The sequence below is a fragment of the Streptomyces sp. NPDC086023 genome, from assembly GCF_044540325.1.
In the GTDB taxonomy this organism is placed as follows: domain Bacteria; phylum Actinomycetota; class Actinomycetes; order Streptomycetales; family Streptomycetaceae; genus Streptomyces.
Map to the genome: position 1 here is coordinate 167,995 of NZ_JBITRX010000001.1, position 15,077 is coordinate 183,071.

Annotated in this window: 11 protein-coding genes; 5 read left to right on the forward strand and 6 right to left on the reverse strand. The window is 72.1% G+C overall.

The window, feature by feature from the left end:
* Positions 1 to 221: 221 nt before the first annotated feature.
* Together ACIF6F_RS00840 and ACIF6F_RS00845 are read right to left on the reverse strand one after the other, a co-directional pair.
* Positions 222 to 2,498 (reverse strand): hypothetical protein, encoded by a 2,277-nt coding sequence (locus ACIF6F_RS00840; RefSeq protein WP_399939290.1) that lies wholly within the window; start codon positions 2,496 to 2,498, stop codon positions 222 to 224.
* Between the two features lie 91 nt (positions 2,499 to 2,589).
* Positions 2,590 to 5,148: a hypothetical protein gene (locus ACIF6F_RS00845; RefSeq protein ID WP_399939293.1), complete on the reverse strand. Its 2,559-nt coding sequence runs from the start codon at positions 5,146 to 5,148 to the stop codon at positions 2,590 to 2,592.
* A gap of 199 nt (positions 5,149 to 5,347) precedes the next feature.
* On the opposite strand from ACIF6F_RS00845, the gene ACIF6F_RS00850 reads away from it, so the two are divergent.
* The gene (locus tag ACIF6F_RS00850) at positions 5,348 to 6,139 is read left to right on the forward strand and encodes a hypothetical protein (protein ID WP_399939296.1); all 792 of its coding nucleotides are present in this window, start codon (positions 5,348 to 5,350) and stop codon (positions 6,137 to 6,139) included.
* Between the two features lie 226 nt (positions 6,140 to 6,365).
* On the opposite strand, the gene ACIF6F_RS00855 is transcribed toward ACIF6F_RS00850, so the two are convergent.
* On the reverse strand, positions 6,366 to 8,843 hold the full coding sequence (locus tag ACIF6F_RS00855) for an HAD-IC family P-type ATPase (RefSeq protein WP_399939299.1): 2,478 nt from the start codon (positions 8,841 to 8,843) through the stop codon (positions 6,366 to 6,368).
* A 53-nt stretch (positions 8,844 to 8,896) separates the two neighbouring features.
* Entirely contained in the window at positions 8,897 to 9,187 is a 291-nt protein-coding gene (locus ACIF6F_RS00860) for a DUF2530 domain-containing protein (RefSeq protein ID WP_399939302.1), read from the reverse strand.
* Positions 9,188 to 9,326: 139 nt separating this feature from the next.
* On the opposite strand from ACIF6F_RS00860, the gene ACIF6F_RS00865 reads away from it, so the two are divergent.
* On the forward strand, positions 9,327 to 10,784 hold the full coding sequence (locus tag ACIF6F_RS00865; protein WP_399939305.1) for an NCS2 family permease: 1,458 nt from the start codon (positions 9,327 to 9,329) through the stop codon (positions 10,782 to 10,784).
* Between the two features lie 29 nt (positions 10,785 to 10,813).
* On the opposite strand, the gene ACIF6F_RS00870 is transcribed toward ACIF6F_RS00865, so the two are convergent.
* The gene (locus tag ACIF6F_RS00870) at positions 10,814 to 10,996 is read right to left on the reverse strand and encodes a ribbon-helix-helix protein, CopG family (protein WP_399939308.1); all 183 of its coding nucleotides are present in this window, start codon (positions 10,994 to 10,996) and stop codon (positions 10,814 to 10,816) included.
* 161 nt (positions 10,997 to 11,157) lie between these two features.
* Between ACIF6F_RS00870 and ACIF6F_RS00875 the strand changes: the two genes are divergently transcribed.
* The 3 genes from ACIF6F_RS00875 (at position 11,158) to thpR (ending at position 13,756) form a co-directional block, all read left to right on the forward strand.
* Entirely contained in the window at positions 11,158 to 11,595 is a 438-nt protein-coding gene (locus ACIF6F_RS00875; RefSeq protein WP_399939311.1) for a MarR family winged helix-turn-helix transcriptional regulator, read from the forward strand.
* Positions 11,596 to 11,620: 25 nt separating this feature from the next.
* Positions 11,621 to 13,084, forward strand: a complete 1,464-nt coding sequence (locus ACIF6F_RS00880; RefSeq protein ID WP_399939314.1) for an MFS transporter — start codon at positions 11,621 to 11,623, stop codon at positions 13,082 to 13,084.
* A gap of 111 nt (positions 13,085 to 13,195) precedes the next feature.
* Positions 13,196 to 13,756: an RNA 2',3'-cyclic phosphodiesterase gene (thpR, locus tag ACIF6F_RS00885; RefSeq protein ID WP_399939316.1), complete on the forward strand. Its 561-nt coding sequence runs from the start codon at positions 13,196 to 13,198 to the stop codon at positions 13,754 to 13,756.
* 230 nt (positions 13,757 to 13,986) lie between these two features.
* On the opposite strand, the gene ACIF6F_RS00890 is transcribed toward thpR, so the two are convergent.
* Entirely contained in the window at positions 13,987 to 14,976 is a 990-nt protein-coding gene (locus ACIF6F_RS00890; RefSeq protein ID WP_399939318.1) for an aldo/keto reductase, read from the reverse strand.
* Between the last annotated feature and the right edge of the window lie 101 nt (positions 14,977 to 15,077).

The following is a 15,077-nucleotide window of genomic DNA, read 5'->3' on the forward strand; positions in this document are numbered from 1 at the left end:
GCGCCCGCCCGGATGTGTACGCCCACCCTGAGGGCGACCCGAAGTGCCGGCCGATCACCGAGCAGGACCCGGCCGACCTTCACTGACCCCATTCCCGGCCGCTCATTCCCTGCCAGGACCGCGACCGGGCCGGGCAGGTCAGCCTGACACCCAACCGCCCCGGCCGGGAGTCATACCCGGGCCGGGGCTCCTGCCCCAGTTGGGCGAGGGGTGTGCCGGGGTCAGGTCACGTCCACGTAGTCCACCGTCGAGGACTTCGAGGCCGAGGTGGCGGTGCCCGCGTACCTGAGGCGCCAGCCGCCGTCGGCCGTGGCCGTGGCGGAGACCGTGACCCCGCCGCCGGTGTCCGTCGTGCCCGAGCCGACCGTGGTCCAGGTCGTGGAGCCGGACTTGCGGAACTGCAGGTCCACCTTCTGGCCCGCGAGGGCGGTGGCGGCGCCGTACTCCCACGCCGAGCCGGTCAGGGTGCCCTTGACGGTGACCTTTCCGCCCGCGGTGACCGGCTCCGGCGTGGCGTTCGCCGTGAGGAAGCTCGCCCGCTTGATGGTTGCGCTGCCCCCGACCGGCCCGCTGAACAGGCCGTTCCCGTCGGCCGCGAGGGCCCAGGCGGCCACCGACCAGGTGCCGGCCAGCTTGTTCAGGCCCAGGTGGTTCCGGCCGCTCAGGTCGAAGCCGGCGGTGCAGTCCCAGGTGGTGCTGCCGGCCCGCTTCACGCACTCCGCGGGCGCCACGACGTACACGATGCCGTCCGGCTTGTCGTACGAGCCGTGGTACAGGTACACGCCGGCCGAGGCGATGCCCGAGGGGTCGGTGGCGGTGAACGTGACGTTGTAGCCGCCGAGTCCGGTGAGGGTGGGGACCAGGGTCTTGCCCTCGTTCACGACCACGCCGCCGATCGTCGTGCTGCCGAACGTGAGGGCGGTCTGCGCGGCAGGACCGCCGAAGGCGCGGGTGACCGTCTGGCGCAGGGTGCCGCCCGCGCTGTCCGTGCCGGTGACGCGGAGGGAGACGAAGGCGGCCCCGGCCGGGACGGCGACCGTGGCACTGCCGGTGGCGCCGGACGTGGTCAGCGGGGCGGCGGTCCAGGTGACGCCGTCGTTCGTGGAGGACTCGATGCCGGTCAGGGTCGCGGTCGTGCCGTCGGTGCGGGGCACCAGCGTGGCCTTGACCGTCACGGGCCCGGCGGGCACCCGGTTGCGGCCGTCGAGGCCGCTGACCGTCAGCCGCGGGTCGGTCACCGGCAGCGGGGCGGAGGCGGTCAGGGCGCTGCCGGGGAAGGTCCAGTCGGTGGTGACGCGCGGGGAGAGGCGGCTGTGCGCGCCGCTCCTGGTCACCGTATGGGTGATCTTGTACGAGCTGTGGCTGCCGGCGGCGACCGTGTACGTGTCGTACGGCGAGAGCACGCCCGAGGCGCCGAGCAGGGCCCCGGCGCCGGTCGTGACCCGCCAGGTGGTGCCGCCGCCGCTGTCGAGGCCCTCGTTGCCGTACGCGTCCGAGAGGGAGGCGGGCTCGTTCAGGCTGAACTTGCCGCCCGTGTACTGCGACGCCGGGAACTGCGAGGCGTACGAGGTGAAGGGCGCCCGCCCGAAGAACTCGCTGCCCGCGTCGCCCGCGGGGAGCGTCATCCCGGGCATGCCGAGCGCGTGGGGCCCGTACTCCAGGTACCGGTCGAAGGAGGCGCCGGGCGTGAGGTAGTGCGTGTACGCGGTGCCGAGCGGCACGTGGGCCGGCAGGTAGGTGCCGGACAGGCCCTTCTCGGCGTCGGCGACCGCGGCGGTCCACACCGTGGCGCTCAGCCCGGCGCCCTGGGCGCGGACGGTGGTGCGCTTCTTCGCGAGGCCGGCGGTGGGCACCGAGACCACGGGCGAGGCGGGGGTGCCGCCGGTGAACCGGTGCAGGAGGTCGTACCGGTACGGGCTGGGCCGGTTGGGGCCGCTGCCCCGCTTCTGGCGCACGTCGTGCAGGTTGAGGGTCAGGCCGGGCAGCGTCACGGGGGCCGCGTAGAGCGTGGCGCCCGAGCCGTTGGCGAAGAAGGCCGCCTCGCCGTTGGGCAGCGTGTACCAGGCGTCGGCGGTGACGCGGGCCGCGGTGGGCTCGTCCACGTTCACGGCGGCGGGGTTGGCGAGGTCCGCGTCGAGGGTGACGGTGGTGGCGGCGGTGCCGACGCTGAAGGTCTTGGGCAGGAAGCGGGCCTGGGTGCCGGAGGCGTCGTAACCGGCGTAGTTGCCGATGGTGAGGTAGTTGCCGGTGGGGAGGTCGGCGGTGCCGAAGTCCTCGCCCTCGGGGACGGTGACCTCGTACGCCTTCCAGGTCGCCCGGTCCCAGACGCGTATCTCGGGCGCGACGTGGTCCACGTGCGTGAGCTGGATCTTCACCGGGTACCCGGCGGTCGGGGCGGCGCCGGCCTGCGGCACACCCACCCCGCCGAGCAGCAGGGCGGCGCCGCCCAGCACTGCCGCCGCCCTGGTCCGTCTGTGACTTCTACTGCTGTCCGCCATGGTCAAGCGCCCCCTCGGTGTCGTCGCGGCGGGCACAGCGTAGGGCCTCGGCCCGGGTGGGGCCGAGGCCCTGGTGAGGGCTGGTACGGGATCAGTACACGTCGATGGAGTACGCGCCCGTGTCCGCGGAGGAGAGGCCCGCGGCGCCGTCGTAGCGCAGTCGCAGCTGGCCGTCCTCGGTGGCGGTGCGCGGGAAGCTCACCCTGCCGTCGGTGCCGGTCTTGGCGGTGGCCACGGTGGTCCAGGTGCTGCTGCCGGCCTTCTTCCACTCCAGGCGCACGGTGGCGTCCGGCAGCACCAGGTTCTTGCCGCTGATCCAGCTGAGGACGCGCAGCTGCGGCTTGAGGGTGTACGTGCTGCCCTTGGGCAGGCTCATCGGCGGCCAGTCCGGGCTGATGGTGGTCATGCGCCGGAGGTCGGCCGTCCCCGCCTTGGTGACGAGGACACGGCCGGAGCCGTCCTTCGAGTGGGCCCAGGCGGTGACCGACCAGAGGCCGGCGAGGCTGTTGCGGCCGAGCTCGTCGACCGGCCGGACCGCGACCTCCGCGGTGCAGGTGGCGGTGGTGGCCGTCGCCGGGGTGCAGAGGGCGTTCCAGTACTGCGGGACGACGCCGTCGGGGCGGTCGTACGTGCCGTGGTGGAAGTACGCGCCGGCGGCGGCGACGCCGGCCGGGTCGGTGACCGTGAAACGGACCTTGACGGTGGCGTCGGGGGAGAGGTCGGGCGCGTACGGGCGGCCGTCGTTGACCACGACGTTGCTGATCCGGGTGTCGCCGACGCGCTCCCCGGTGGCGGCGGCCGGGCCGGCGAAGGCGCGGATCACGGTCTGCGAGACGGTGCCGCCGGAGCTGTCGGTGCCGGTGGTCCGCAGGCTGACGAAGGAGGCGTCGGCCGGGACGGCGAAGCTCGCGCTGCCGGTGGCGCCGGAGGCGGTCAGCGCCGGGGCGGTCCAGGTCACGCCGTTGTCCGTGGAGAACTCCAGGGACGTGAGGGTGGCCGTGGTGCCGGCCCGGCGGGGCTTCAGCGTGGCGCTGACGGTCACCGGGTCCGTGCCGGCCTGGTTGCGCCAGTCCAGTCCGGTGACCTTGTACGTCGGGTCGGTGACCGGCAGGCCGGACTGGGCGGTCAGGGCGGCCCCGGTCATCGTCCAGTCGGTCCAGACCCGGCTGGAGAGCCTGCTCTGGGCGCCGTGCCGGGTGGCCGACACCCGGACCGTGTACGTCGGGTGGCCGGTCGGGACGGTCGCCTGCCAGGTGCCGGAGTCCTGCACCGGGGAGGTGGCCAGCGTGGTGCTGCCGGTGCGGATCCGGAACTGCAGGCTCGCGGCGTCGTCCTTGCCGAGGTTCCCGGCGGCGTCCGAGTACAGGGCGCTCTCGCTGAACTTGAACGTGCCGCTCTGGTACTCGGAGTTGTAGCGCACCCGGGGCGTGAAGGGCGCGGCGCCGACGATCTCGACGGGGTGCGTGCCCTGGGCCAGGGTGCGGGTCCTGAGGTCCAGGCGGTGGGTGTTGCCGTACGTCAGGGCGCGCTGGAAGGCGGTGCCCGGCGTGACGTACTCGGTGATCTTCGACGGGACGCCCACGGGGCTGCCGATGAACGCGCCGCCGATGTTCAGGCCCATGTCGGCGTAACTGTCCAGTCGGCCGATGGAGTTGCCGTCCTGCGCGCGCAGGGAGGTCTGGGTGGTGGCCAGGTTCGCCTTGAGGACCTGGGCGACCGGGGTGGCGGGGACGCCGCCCGTGAACCGGTGCACCAGGTCGTAGCGGTACGGGCTGGGCAGGTTGCCCGTCGAGCCGCTCTTCTCCAGCACCTCGTGGAGGTTGAGCTTCATCCCCGAGAGCGTGATGGGGTTGACGTAGACCTTCTCGCCCCAGCCGCCGACGAAGCCGGTGGAGGCGCCGTTGGGCAGCGTGTACGAGATCTCGGCGCTGGAGCGGGCCGCGGTGGTGTCGTCCACCGCGATCCGGGTCTCCTTCGACGTCTTGGCGTCCAGCAGGACCGTCTGGGCGGTGGAGCCGACCGTGAAGGTCTTCGCCAGGAAGTGGCTCGCCCGGCCCCAGTTGGAGTACAGGCCGACGGTCACGTAGTCGCCCGGCGGGAGCGACACCGTCCCCCAGTCGTCCCACTGCTCCTCGGCGACGTCGTAGTACGTCCAGGTGGTGCGGTTCCAGACGTGGATCGACGGGCCCCAGTGGTCCGCGTTGACCAGGTCGATCTTGACCTTCTGGGCTGCGGTGGCGGCGTATGCGGCACGGGCCGGGGCCGACGAGGCCGGTGCGGTCGCGGTGGTGCCGGTGGTGTCCGTCGCGAGGGTCGTGGTGGCCAGGGGGGCCTTCCCGCCGACCGGCCGGATCTCCACGCGGCCGGGCGTGGCGAGGTAGCCGTAGCTGCCGGGCCGCTCGCCGTCCTTGCCGGTGACGCGGAAGGCTCCGGCTCGGCCCGGGACCCGCTCGACGCGGTCGCCGTTGGCCAGGACGGCGCCCCCGGGGGTGCCGGTTCCGGCGCCGGGCGCGGTCGCGGTGGCCGGATTCGGTACGGCACCGGCCGACGGCACCAGCAGGCCGGCCGCCAGCAGGGCGGCGGACAGGACGCCGGTCGCGGCGCGCCGCCGGTCGGCGGCCCCGCCGACCAGCGGGTTCTTGAAGTGCATGGACCCCCCTCGGGATGAATGGAGGTCAGCGTAGATCCGGCCGCCGGGAGCCATGACGGGGCCCCCGCCCGGTGACCGGTGCATGCCGGTTGGGCAGGGAAGTGGCCGGAATTTTCCCCTGCGTGCACAACCATTCGCGATCTTGCACGGTCGTACCCCGCGTCCGGTCAGTCATGTTCCGTTCGGGGGAATTCCGATCATGCGTTTCCGTGCCGCAGCCGTCGCCACCACGGCCGCCCTCGCCCTGTCCGCCCTCTGCGTGCCCGCCTCCGGTGCCGCGGCTGCCGCCGGTACGGGTCCGGTCGCGTTCAGCGCCGTGTCCACCAACAAGCGCTGGATGCCGGTCAAGCCGGTCACGCCCAACACGGTGAAGGTGTCGTACACGATCAGGCACGCGGCGGACGTGCCGCTGTCCGACATCCACGCGGACGTCCTGCTCGCCAAGGCCGAGTTCTACGGCGGCAAGACGATCGCACCCCGCCAGGCGCCGCTGTGCGTCGCGGCCGACCGCACCTCGGCCCTCTGCGAGGTCGTCATCACCGTGGACCCGCGCACCGACCTCAAGAACGTCGACTCGCAGTCGCCGTGGGAGCTCACTGGCCGTGCCTGGCGCAAGTCCCGGCCCGCCGAGGTCTTCACGACCCCGCTCAGCGGCAACGTGTACACCCCGCGCGCCGCGTACCTGCCGATGGACGCCGGACCGGAGCCGGTGGTGAAGGGCCAGATCCTCACGGTCAAGGGCACGGTGCAGCGCGCGAACTGGGAGACGGGCGACTACCGCAGCTACAACGGCGCCGTGGGCATGGGCCTGTGGTTCCGCAAGAAGGGCGGCACCGTCCAGAGCCACGTCACCGGCGTCGAGACCGACGGCAAGGGCACCTTCACCAAGCGCCTCCTCGCGAGCGAGGACGGCTACTGGCAGTGGAAGATCCAGGGCAACGCGACCACCAACCGCACGGTCTCCCGCGAGGACTACGTCGACGTCCGCTAGCCGGTCCCGCGGCCGCTCCCGCGAGCCGTCCCGCGAGCCGGTCCCGGCCCGCGTACAACCATTCCGGCCGAGAACGCGTCGTAGCAGTCGGCCGGACAGCGCACGTCCGGACGGCGCACGGCCACCCCGAACGGGTCCGGCGCGTGCGGAACGGGCTCCCACGGGGGTGGGGCCGGAACCGCACGCGCCGGACCGGGGGACCACTCCGGCCGCGCGGGGACGCCGACTAGGCCGGGAAGCGGCGGTCGACCCAGCGGAAGGTGAACTCCACCAGCACCGCGGCGGCGGCCGCGATGGCCACCGCGGCCCAGGGCATGGTCGTGCCGACCAGCTTCAGCTCGAAGAAGTGCTGGAGCCACGGCACCACCAGGACCAGCAGGAACGCCAGCCCCATCGCCCCGACCAGCCCCACCCGCCACCACGTGTACGGGCGGGCGATGATCGCCAGCACCCACATCGACACCAGGAACAGGGTCAGGGTGGCGGCGCTGGTCTCTGCCTCAAGCGCCCCCTCGCCGGTGTAGTGGTTCCGGGCCAGCAGGTACGTGACGAAGGTGGCCAGCGCGGCGATGGTGCCGCCCGGGATCGCGTACCGCATCACGCGCTTCACGAAGTGCGGCCTGGCCCGCTCCTTGTTCGGGGCCAGGGCCAGGAAGAAGGCCGGGACGCCGATGGTGAGGGTGGACAGCAGGGTCAGGTGCCGCGGCAGGAAGGGGTACTCCACCTGCCAGCACACCACCAGGATGGCCAGCAGCACCGAGTAGACGGTCTTCGTCAGGAAGAGCGTGGCCACACGGGTGATGTTGCCGATGACCCGGCGGCCCTCGGCGACCACCGAGGGGAGCGTGGCGAAGGAGTTGTTGAGCAGCACGATCTGGGCCACGGCGCGGGTGGCCTCGGACCCGGAGCCCATGGAGACGCCGATGTCGGCGTCCTTCAGGGCCAGCACGTCGTTGACGCCGTCGCCGGTCATCGCCACGGTGTGGCCACGGGACTGGAGCGCGCCGACCATGTCCCGCTTCTGCTGCGGGGTGACCCGGCCGAAGACCGCGTTCCGGTCCAGCTCCGCCGCCATCGCGGCCCGGTCCGCCGGCAGCTGCCTCGCGTCCACGGTGTTCTCGGCGCCCGGCAGGCCCAGCTTCCCGGCCACCGCCGAGACGGAGACCGCGTTGTCGCCCGAGATGACCTTGGCGTGGACGTTCTGCTCGTCGAAGTAGCGCAGGGTGTCGGCGGCGTCGGGGCGCAGCCGCTGTTCGAGGACGATCAGGGCGGTGGGGCGGGCGCCGGCGCCGATCTGCGGGTCGTCCAGCTCGCGGGCGGACCGGGCGAGGAGCAGCACGCGCAGCCCCTGCTCGTTGAGCGCGTTGATCTCGTCCAGGGCCGGGTCGCCGGAGGGCAGCAGCACGTCGGGCGCGCCCAGCAGCCAGGTGGAGTTCTCCCCGTCGCCCTCGCTGAAGCTGGCACCGCTGTACTTGCGGGCCGAGGAGAAGGGCAGCGACTCCGTACAGCGCCACTCCTCCTCGTCCGGGTAGGCGTCGATGATGGCCTGCAGGCTGGCGTTGGGCCGCGGGTCGGATTCGCCGAGGGCGCCGAGGACCTTGCGTACGTACGTGATGTCCGCGCCGCCCATGGGCCGCAGCTCGGTGACGTCCATGCCGCCCTCGGTGAGGGTGCCGGTCTTGTCGAGGCAGACCACGTCCACGCGGGCCAGCCCCTCGATGGCCGGCAGCTCCTGGACCAGGCACTGCTTGCGGCCCAGCCGGATGACGCCGATGGCGAAGGCCACGGAGGTCAGCAGCACCAGGCCCTCGGGGATCATCGGGACGATGCCGCCGACGGTCCGGGCGATGGAGTCCTGGAGGTTGGTGTCCTTGACCACCAGCTGGCTGATGATCAGGCCGATCGAGGTCGGGATCATCATCCAGGTCACGTACTTGAGGATGGTGGAGATGCCGGAGCGCAGCTCGGAGTGGACGAGTGTGAAGCGGGAGGCCTCCTCGGCCAGCTGAGCGGCGTACGCCTCGCGGCCGACCTTGGTGGCGGTGAAGGCGCCGCCGCCCGCGACCACGAACGAGCCCGACATCACCTCGTCGCCGGGCTTCTTCAGGACCGGGTCCGCCTCGCCGGTCAGCAGTGATTCGTCGATCTCCAGTCCGTCGGCCTCGCCCACGACGCCGTCGACGACGACCTTGTCCCCGGGGCCGAGCTCGATCACGTCGTCCAGGACGATCTCGGAGGTGGAGATCTCGGCGGCCCTGCCGTCGCGCCGGACGGTGGGTTTGACCTCGCCGATCAAGGCGAGCCCGTCGAGGGTCTTCTTGGCGCGCAGCTCCTGGATGATGCCGATGCCGGTGTTCGCGATGATCACGAAGCCGAAGAGGCTGTCCTGGATGGGCGCGACACAGAGCATGATCACCCAGAGGACGCCGATGATCGCGTTGAAGCGGGTGAAGACGTTGCCGCGGACGATGTCGGCCGTCGAGCGGCTGCTGCGCACCGGTACGTCGTTGACGTCGCCGCGCGCGATGCGTTCGGCGACGGCCGCCGCGGTGAGGCCGCCCGGCTGGAAGACGGGGGCGGGCAGTCGTACGGGGTGTACGGGGTCGAGCTCCGCGCCCGCGTCGATCGCGGTGCCACGGGTGCCGCCCGCGCCCCCGCCGCCCGGCTCCGGCTCGTCGGTGTCGATCTTCGCCCGCTGCGTCATGGTTTCGACGGTAAGCGGGGTCGTGCCGCTTCACCCGCCGAGCGGCGGGAAGATCAGACCTCGGTATGACCCGGATCGTCCTGGGGTCGCCCGGCGGATTCGGCCGCGTGGCGCTTGAGCGCGGCGTCGCGGGCGCGTACGTACCAGATGCCGATCAGCCCGAGGGCGCCGCCGGCCGCGCAGGTCCAGACCCACCACAGGAGGTCCCGGTCGGCGAACCAGCCGTAGAACGGGAGCTGCACCACGAACATGGCGAACCAGAGGATCGTGCCGCCGGTGATGGTGGCGACGACCGGCCCCTCCAGGGGCTCGGGTGCCTCGTGCTTGGGGGTCCACTTCGCCATGCGGGCCAGTCTAGGTGGCCTCCTGAACGGTCTACGCGCGGAGATGGACGCCCCTTCGTTCATGTGTTCATACTGAAACGGTTTGTTCGCGACCGAATTTATTGGTGCGAATCTCCTAAGCAAACCCTTTGAGGACCGAATGAGCACGTCGGCCCCCGCCGCCCCGGCCACCGCCCCCCAGACTCCCCCGCAGGGGACCGGGTCCGCCCTGGACCGCTACTTCAAGATCTCCGAGCGCGGGTCCACCGTGGCCCGCGAGGTCCGCGGCGGCTTCGCCACCTTCTTCGCGATGGCCTACATCATCGTGCTGAACCCGATCATCCTCGGCAGCGCGAAGGACATGTACGGCCACCAGCTCGACGGCGGCCAGCTGGTCACCGCCACCGTGCTGACCGCGGCCCTGACCACCCTCCTCATGGGTGTGATCGGCAACGTCCCGATCGCCCTGGCCGCCGGCCTCGGCGTGAACACGGTCGTCGCCCTCCAGCTCGCCCCGCGCATGAGCTGGGCCGACGCCATGGGCATGGTGGTCCTCGCGGGCTTCATCGTGATGCTGCTGGTGGCCACCGGCCTGCGCGAGCGCGTGATGAACGCCGTCCCGCTGGGCCTGCGCAAGGGCATCGCGATCGGCATCGGCCTCTTCATCATGCTGATCGGCCTGGTCGACTCGGGCTTCGTCTCCCGCATCCCGGACGCCGCGCACACCACCGTCCCGCTCCAGCTCGGCAGCGACGGCCACCTGCACGGCTGGCCCGTGCTGGTCTTCGTACTCGGCGTGCTGCTGACGCTGGCGCTGCTCATCCGCAAGACCCCGGGCGCCATCCTGATCTCGATCGTCGTCATGACCGTCGTCGCGGTGGCCGTCCAGCTGATCGCCGGCCTTCCGGGCCAGGCCTGGGGCCTGACCGTGCCGGAGTGGCCGGGCAACCCGGTCGCCGCGCCCGACTTCGGGCTCGTCGGTCAGGTCAGCCTGTTCGGCGGCTTCGACAAGGTCGGCTTCCTGACCGGCGCCCTCTTCGTCTTCACCGTGCTGCTGTCCTGCTTCTTCGACGCGATGGGCACCATCCTCGGGGTCGGCGACGAGGCGAAGCTGATGGACCGGGACGGCAACTTCCCCGGCATCAACAAGGTCCTGATCGTCGACGGCATCGCCGTCGCGGCCGGCGGCGCCACGTCCTCCTCCGCGAACACCTGCTTCGTCGAGTCCACCGCGGGCGTCGGCGAGGGCGCCCGTACGGGCCTGGCGAGCGTCGTGACCGGCGCGCTCTTCGCCGTGGCGCTGTTCCTCACCCCGCTGGCCACGATGGTGCCCTCGCAGGCGGCCACCCCCGCCCTCGTCCCGGTCGGCTTCCTGATCCTCGCGGGCTCCGTCAAGGACATCGACTGGAGCGACTTCACCATCGCCGTCCCGGCCTTCCTGGCGATGCTGACGATGCCCTTCACGTACTCGATCACCAACGGCATCGGCATCGGCTTCATCGCCTTCACCGTGCTGCGGCTGGCGGCCGGACGGGGCCGTGAGGTCCCGGCGGCGATGTACGTCGTGTCGGCGGTGTTCGTCTTCTACTACGCGATGCCTGCCCTGGGCCTCACGTAGGACTTGCCCCGGTGGGGTTCTCCGCGGGCTCAGGTGAGCCCGTAGAACTTCTCCGTCTCGTCGACGGCCGCCTTGAAGCGCTCGTCGAAGTCATCGCGGATGAGCGTCCGGACCACGTAGTCCTGGACGCTCATTCCGCGTTTGGCGGCGTGGTCCCGCAGCCGGGCCAGCAGCTCCCCGTCTATGCGCATGCTGAGCACGTGTGTCCCCATGGGCACAGGGTCGGGGCAGCGGGCGGCGGGCGGGGTCACTTTCCGGAACGGTCTCACCCTTACGGGTGACACGTGCCGTCAGGAGGCTGCGGCCTGGGTATCACGGCGCGCCGCCCGTAATCCGTTGGTATTTAGACTGACTAATGAGCTACTCTAAATACATGCTTGACCTCACCCATGGCGACGATGCTGCCGCCGTGAACGACCTCCGCTCGGCCGTCATGCGGCTGGGCCGGCGCCTGAAGCACCAGCGCGTCGACGAATCGCTCAGCCCGACCGAGATGTCGGTGCTCGGCACCCTCGCACGCTGCGGCTCGGCCACCCCCGGTGAGCTGGCCCGCAAGGAGCACGTCCAGCCGCCGTCGATGACCCGCATCGTCGCGCTGCTGGAGGCCAAGGGGCTGGTCAGGCTGGAGCCGCACCCGGACGACCGCCGGCAGAAGGTGGTCAGCCAGACCGAACGCGCCGAGGCGATGCTCGAAGAGAGCCGCCGCAAGCGCAACGCGTTCCTGGCCCGGCTCGCGGCCGAGCTCGACGAGGACGAGTGGGCCAAGCTGCGCGCCGCCGCGCCCGTCCTCGACAAGCTCGCGCACCTGTAAGGACGAGCCGAGGAGGCGAAAGCCTTTGAGTACGGGAAACGGAGCAGACTCCGCACCCGGACCGAAATCCACCCCGACACCACCCGCTGGACCCGCAACACCTGCTGGACCCGCAACACCCGCTGCACCCGCAACACCCGCTGCACCTGCTGCACCCGCAGCACCCGGCGCCGGCCGCACCCCGGCCGGCACCGCCCCGAGCGCCACCCGCAAGAGCACGATGTTCAGCTCGCTGAGGATCCGGAACTACCGGCTCTTCGCGACCGGCCAGGTCGTCTCGAACACCGGCACCTGGATGCAGCGCATCGCGCAGGACTGGCTGGTCCTCTCCCTGACGGGATCCGCCTCCGCGGTCGGCATCACGATCGCCCTGCAGTTCCTGCCGATGCTGCTCTTCGGCCTCTACGGCGGCGTCCTCGCCGACCGCCTGCCGAAGCGGCCGCTGCTGATCGCCACCAACTCGGCCCTCGGCCTCACCGGCGTCGCGCTCGGCGTGCTCACCGTCACCGGGCACGTCCAGGTGTGGCACGTCTACCTGGCCGCCTTCCTGGCCGGCCTGATCACGGTGGTCGACAACCCGGCCCGGCAGACCTTCGTCTCGGAGATGGTCGGCAAGCGGCAGCTGGCCAACGCGGTCAGCCTGAACTCCGCGAACTTCCAGACCGCGCGGCTGGTGGGCCCCGCCGTCGCCGGCGTGCTGATCACCGCCGTCGGCTCCGGTTGGGCCTTCCTGCTGAACGGCCTGTCCTTCGCGGCACCGATCGCCGGCCTGCTGCTGATGCGGACCCGAGAGCTGCACGTGGTCGAGCCCCGGCCGCGCGCCAAGGGCCAGCTCCGCGAGGGCCTGCGCTACGTGGCCGGGCGCCCGGAGCTGGTGTGGCCGATCGTGCTGGTCGGCTTCATCGGCACCTTCGGGTTCAACTTCCCGATCTGGCTGTCGGCCTTCACGGACGACGTCTTCCACGGGGAGGCCGGCACGTACGGCCTGTTCAACTCGCTCATCGCGGTCGGCTCCCTCGCCGGGGCGCTGCTGGCCGCCCGGCGCGGGCTGGCCCGGCTGCGGCTGCTGGTCGTGGCCGCCGTACTGTTCGGCGCCCTGCTGACGATCACCGCGTTCGCGCCGGGCCTCTGGCTCTTCGCCGCGCTCCTGGTGCCGATCGGCATGTTCGGGCTCACCGTGAACGTCACGGCGAACTCCAGCGTCCAGATGGCCACCGACCCGGAGATGCGGGGCCGCGTCATGGCCCTGTTCATGATGGTGTTCACCGGCGGCATGCCGCTGGGCGCGCCCCTGGTCGGCTGGGTCACGGACACCTACGGCGCCCGCGTGGGCATGGCCGCGGGCGGCCTCGTGTCGCTCGCCGCCGCGGTCGGCGTCGGCCTGGTGCTGGCCCGCGTCGGCGGCCTCCGCCTCCGGGTGGACCTCAGGCCCGGCCATACGCACGTCGCCTTCGTACCGCGCCGCGAACAGCTCGCCACCGCCGCGTGACGGCGCCCGGCGGGCGGCCGGGTCCGCCCGCCGGGCCGCCGGGCGTCGGCCGGGGCCGGCCCGGCGGCCGGAGCCCCTGCCGACTCCCGCGGCGAGGACTATCGTCGCCGCATGAGACTCTTCGCCGCCGTGCTGCCGCCCGGGGAGGTGCTCGACGAGCTGGCCCGGGTCGTGGACCCGCTGCGCCGGGCCGGCGGCGACGGGCTGCGCTGGACCGGGCACGCCGGGTGGCACTTCACCCTGGCCTTCATGGGGGAGGTGGGGGAGGAGCTGCTCCCCGAGCTGCACGCCCGGCTGGCCCGCGCGGCGCACCGTACGGCGCCGTTCCCGCTGCGCCTGCACGGCGCCGGACAGTTCAGCGGCCACGCCCTGTGGATCGGCGCGGCCGGCGGGGTCGACGAGATCCACCTGCTCGCCGAGCGCGCGGACGCCGCGGCCCGCCGCTCCGGCGTCCCGATGGAGCGCCACCGCCGCTTCACCCCGCACCTGACGGTCGCCCGCAGCCGGGCGCGGGCCGACCTGCACCCGTACACCGAGGCGCTGGGCTCCTTCGAGGGCGCGCCCTGGCAGGTCGGCGAGCTGTCCCTGGTCCGCAGCACCCTGCCGGCGCACGGCGTGCCCGGCGAGCAGCCCCGCTACGACGTGGTCGAGGCCTGGCCGCTGGCGGGCTGACCCGCGGGGCCGGTTACGCTCGAAGGGTGGATCCCAAGACCAGGAACCGGGTAATGGCCGGTGTGCTCGCCGTCATGTTCGTCGTCGTCGCGGTGGCGGCCGCCCTGAAGTAGCAGCAGCCGCCACCGCGCGGTACGCCGTACGCGAGGCTTCCCGTACGCGAGCGACGCCGTCTGCGGTTCCTCACATGCGGGCCACGCCCTGCGCGCAGCACGCCGTACGCGGCCGCGCTACCAGGCGAAGGCCTCCGGGGAGGGACCCGGGCCCGGGAAGATCTCGTCCAGCCCGCTCAGCACCTCGTCCGGCAGCTCCAGCTCGACCGCCCGCAGCGCCCCCTCCAGCTGCTCCGCCGTGCGCGGCCCGACGATCGGGCCGGTCACGCCGGGCCGGGTGAGCAGCCAGGCCAGGGCGGCCTCGCCGGGCGCCAGGCCGTGCTTGTCGAGCAGGTCTTCGTACGCCTGCACCTGCGCCCGCACGGTGCTGCTGGCCAGTGCGTCCGCGGACCGTCCGGAGGCCCGGCGGCCGCCCTCGGCCTCCTTCTTGATCACGCCGCCGAGCAGGCCCCCGTGCAGCGGGGACCACGGGATGACGCCGAGCCCGTACTCCTGCGCGGCCGGGATGACCTCCATCTCTGCGCGCCGTTCCGCGAGGTTGTACAGGCACTGCTCGCTGACCAGGCCGACCATGCCGCGCCGGGCGGCCGTCTCGTTGGCCTGGGCGATCTTGTAACCGGGGAAGTTGGAGGATCCGGCGTACAGGATCTTGCCCTGCCGGACGAGCACGTCGATCGCCTGCCAGATCTCCTCGAAGGGGGTCCGGCGGTCGACGTGGTGGAACTGGTAGACGTCGATGTAGTCGGTACGGAGCCGCCTGAGGCTGGCGTCGACGGCCCGCCGGATGTTCAGCGCGGAGAGCCGGTCGTGGTTCGGCCAGGTCTCGCCCTGGCGGTCCATGGAGCCGTACACCTTGGTGGCGAGGACCACCTTGTCGCGGCGCCCCCCGCCCTGCGCGAACCACGTGCCGATGATCTCCTCGGTGCGGCCCTTGTTCTCGCCCCACCCGTACACATTGGCCGTGTCGCAGAAGTTGATGCCCGCTTCCAGCGCCGCGTCCATGATCGCGTGGCTGTCGGCCTCGTTCGTCTGCGGGCCGAAGTTCATGGTGCCGAGTACGAGTCGGCTGACCTTGAGTCCAGTGCGTCCGAGCTGCGTGTACTTCATGGTCCGCAAGCCAACTCGATCGGCGCGGCGCGGGCAAGGGCGCGGGGCGGGGGGCGGGGCAAAGATCCGTACAACCGTTCTCTGCTGTCAGGGGTCTTGGG

Coding starts and splice junctions, on each gene's coding strand:
- ACIF6F_RS00840 (WP_399939290.1), bottom strand. CDS start 2,498: ATGGCGGACAGCAGTAGAAGTCACAGACGGACCAGGGCGGCGGCAGTG.
- ACIF6F_RS00845 (WP_399939293.1), bottom strand. CDS start 5,148: ATGCACTTCAAGAACCCGCTGGTCGGCGGGGCCGCCGACCGGCGGCGC.
- ACIF6F_RS00850 (WP_399939296.1), top strand. CDS start 5,348: ATGCGTTTCCGTGCCGCAGCCGTCGCCACCACGGCCGCCCTCGCCCTG.
- ACIF6F_RS00855 (WP_399939299.1), bottom strand. CDS start 8,843: ATGACGCAGCGGGCGAAGATCGACACCGACGAGCCGGAGCCGGGCGGC.
- ACIF6F_RS00860 (WP_399939302.1), bottom strand. CDS start 9,187: ATGGCGAAGTGGACCCCCAAGCACGAGGCACCCGAGCCCCTGGAGGGG.
- ACIF6F_RS00865 (WP_399939305.1), top strand. CDS start 9,327: ATGAGCACGTCGGCCCCCGCCGCCCCGGCCACCGCCCCCCAGACTCCC.
- ACIF6F_RS00870 (WP_399939308.1), bottom strand. CDS start 10,996: ATGGGGACACACGTGCTCAGCATGCGCATAGACGGGGAGCTGCTGGCC.
- ACIF6F_RS00875 (WP_399939311.1), top strand. CDS start 11,158: ATGCTTGACCTCACCCATGGCGACGATGCTGCCGCCGTGAACGACCTC.
- thpR (WP_399939316.1), top strand. CDS start 13,196: ATGAGACTCTTCGCCGCCGTGCTGCCGCCCGGGGAGGTGCTCGACGAG.
- ACIF6F_RS00890 (WP_399939318.1), bottom strand. CDS start 14,976: ATGAAGTACACGCAGCTCGGACGCACTGGACTCAAGGTCAGCCGACTC.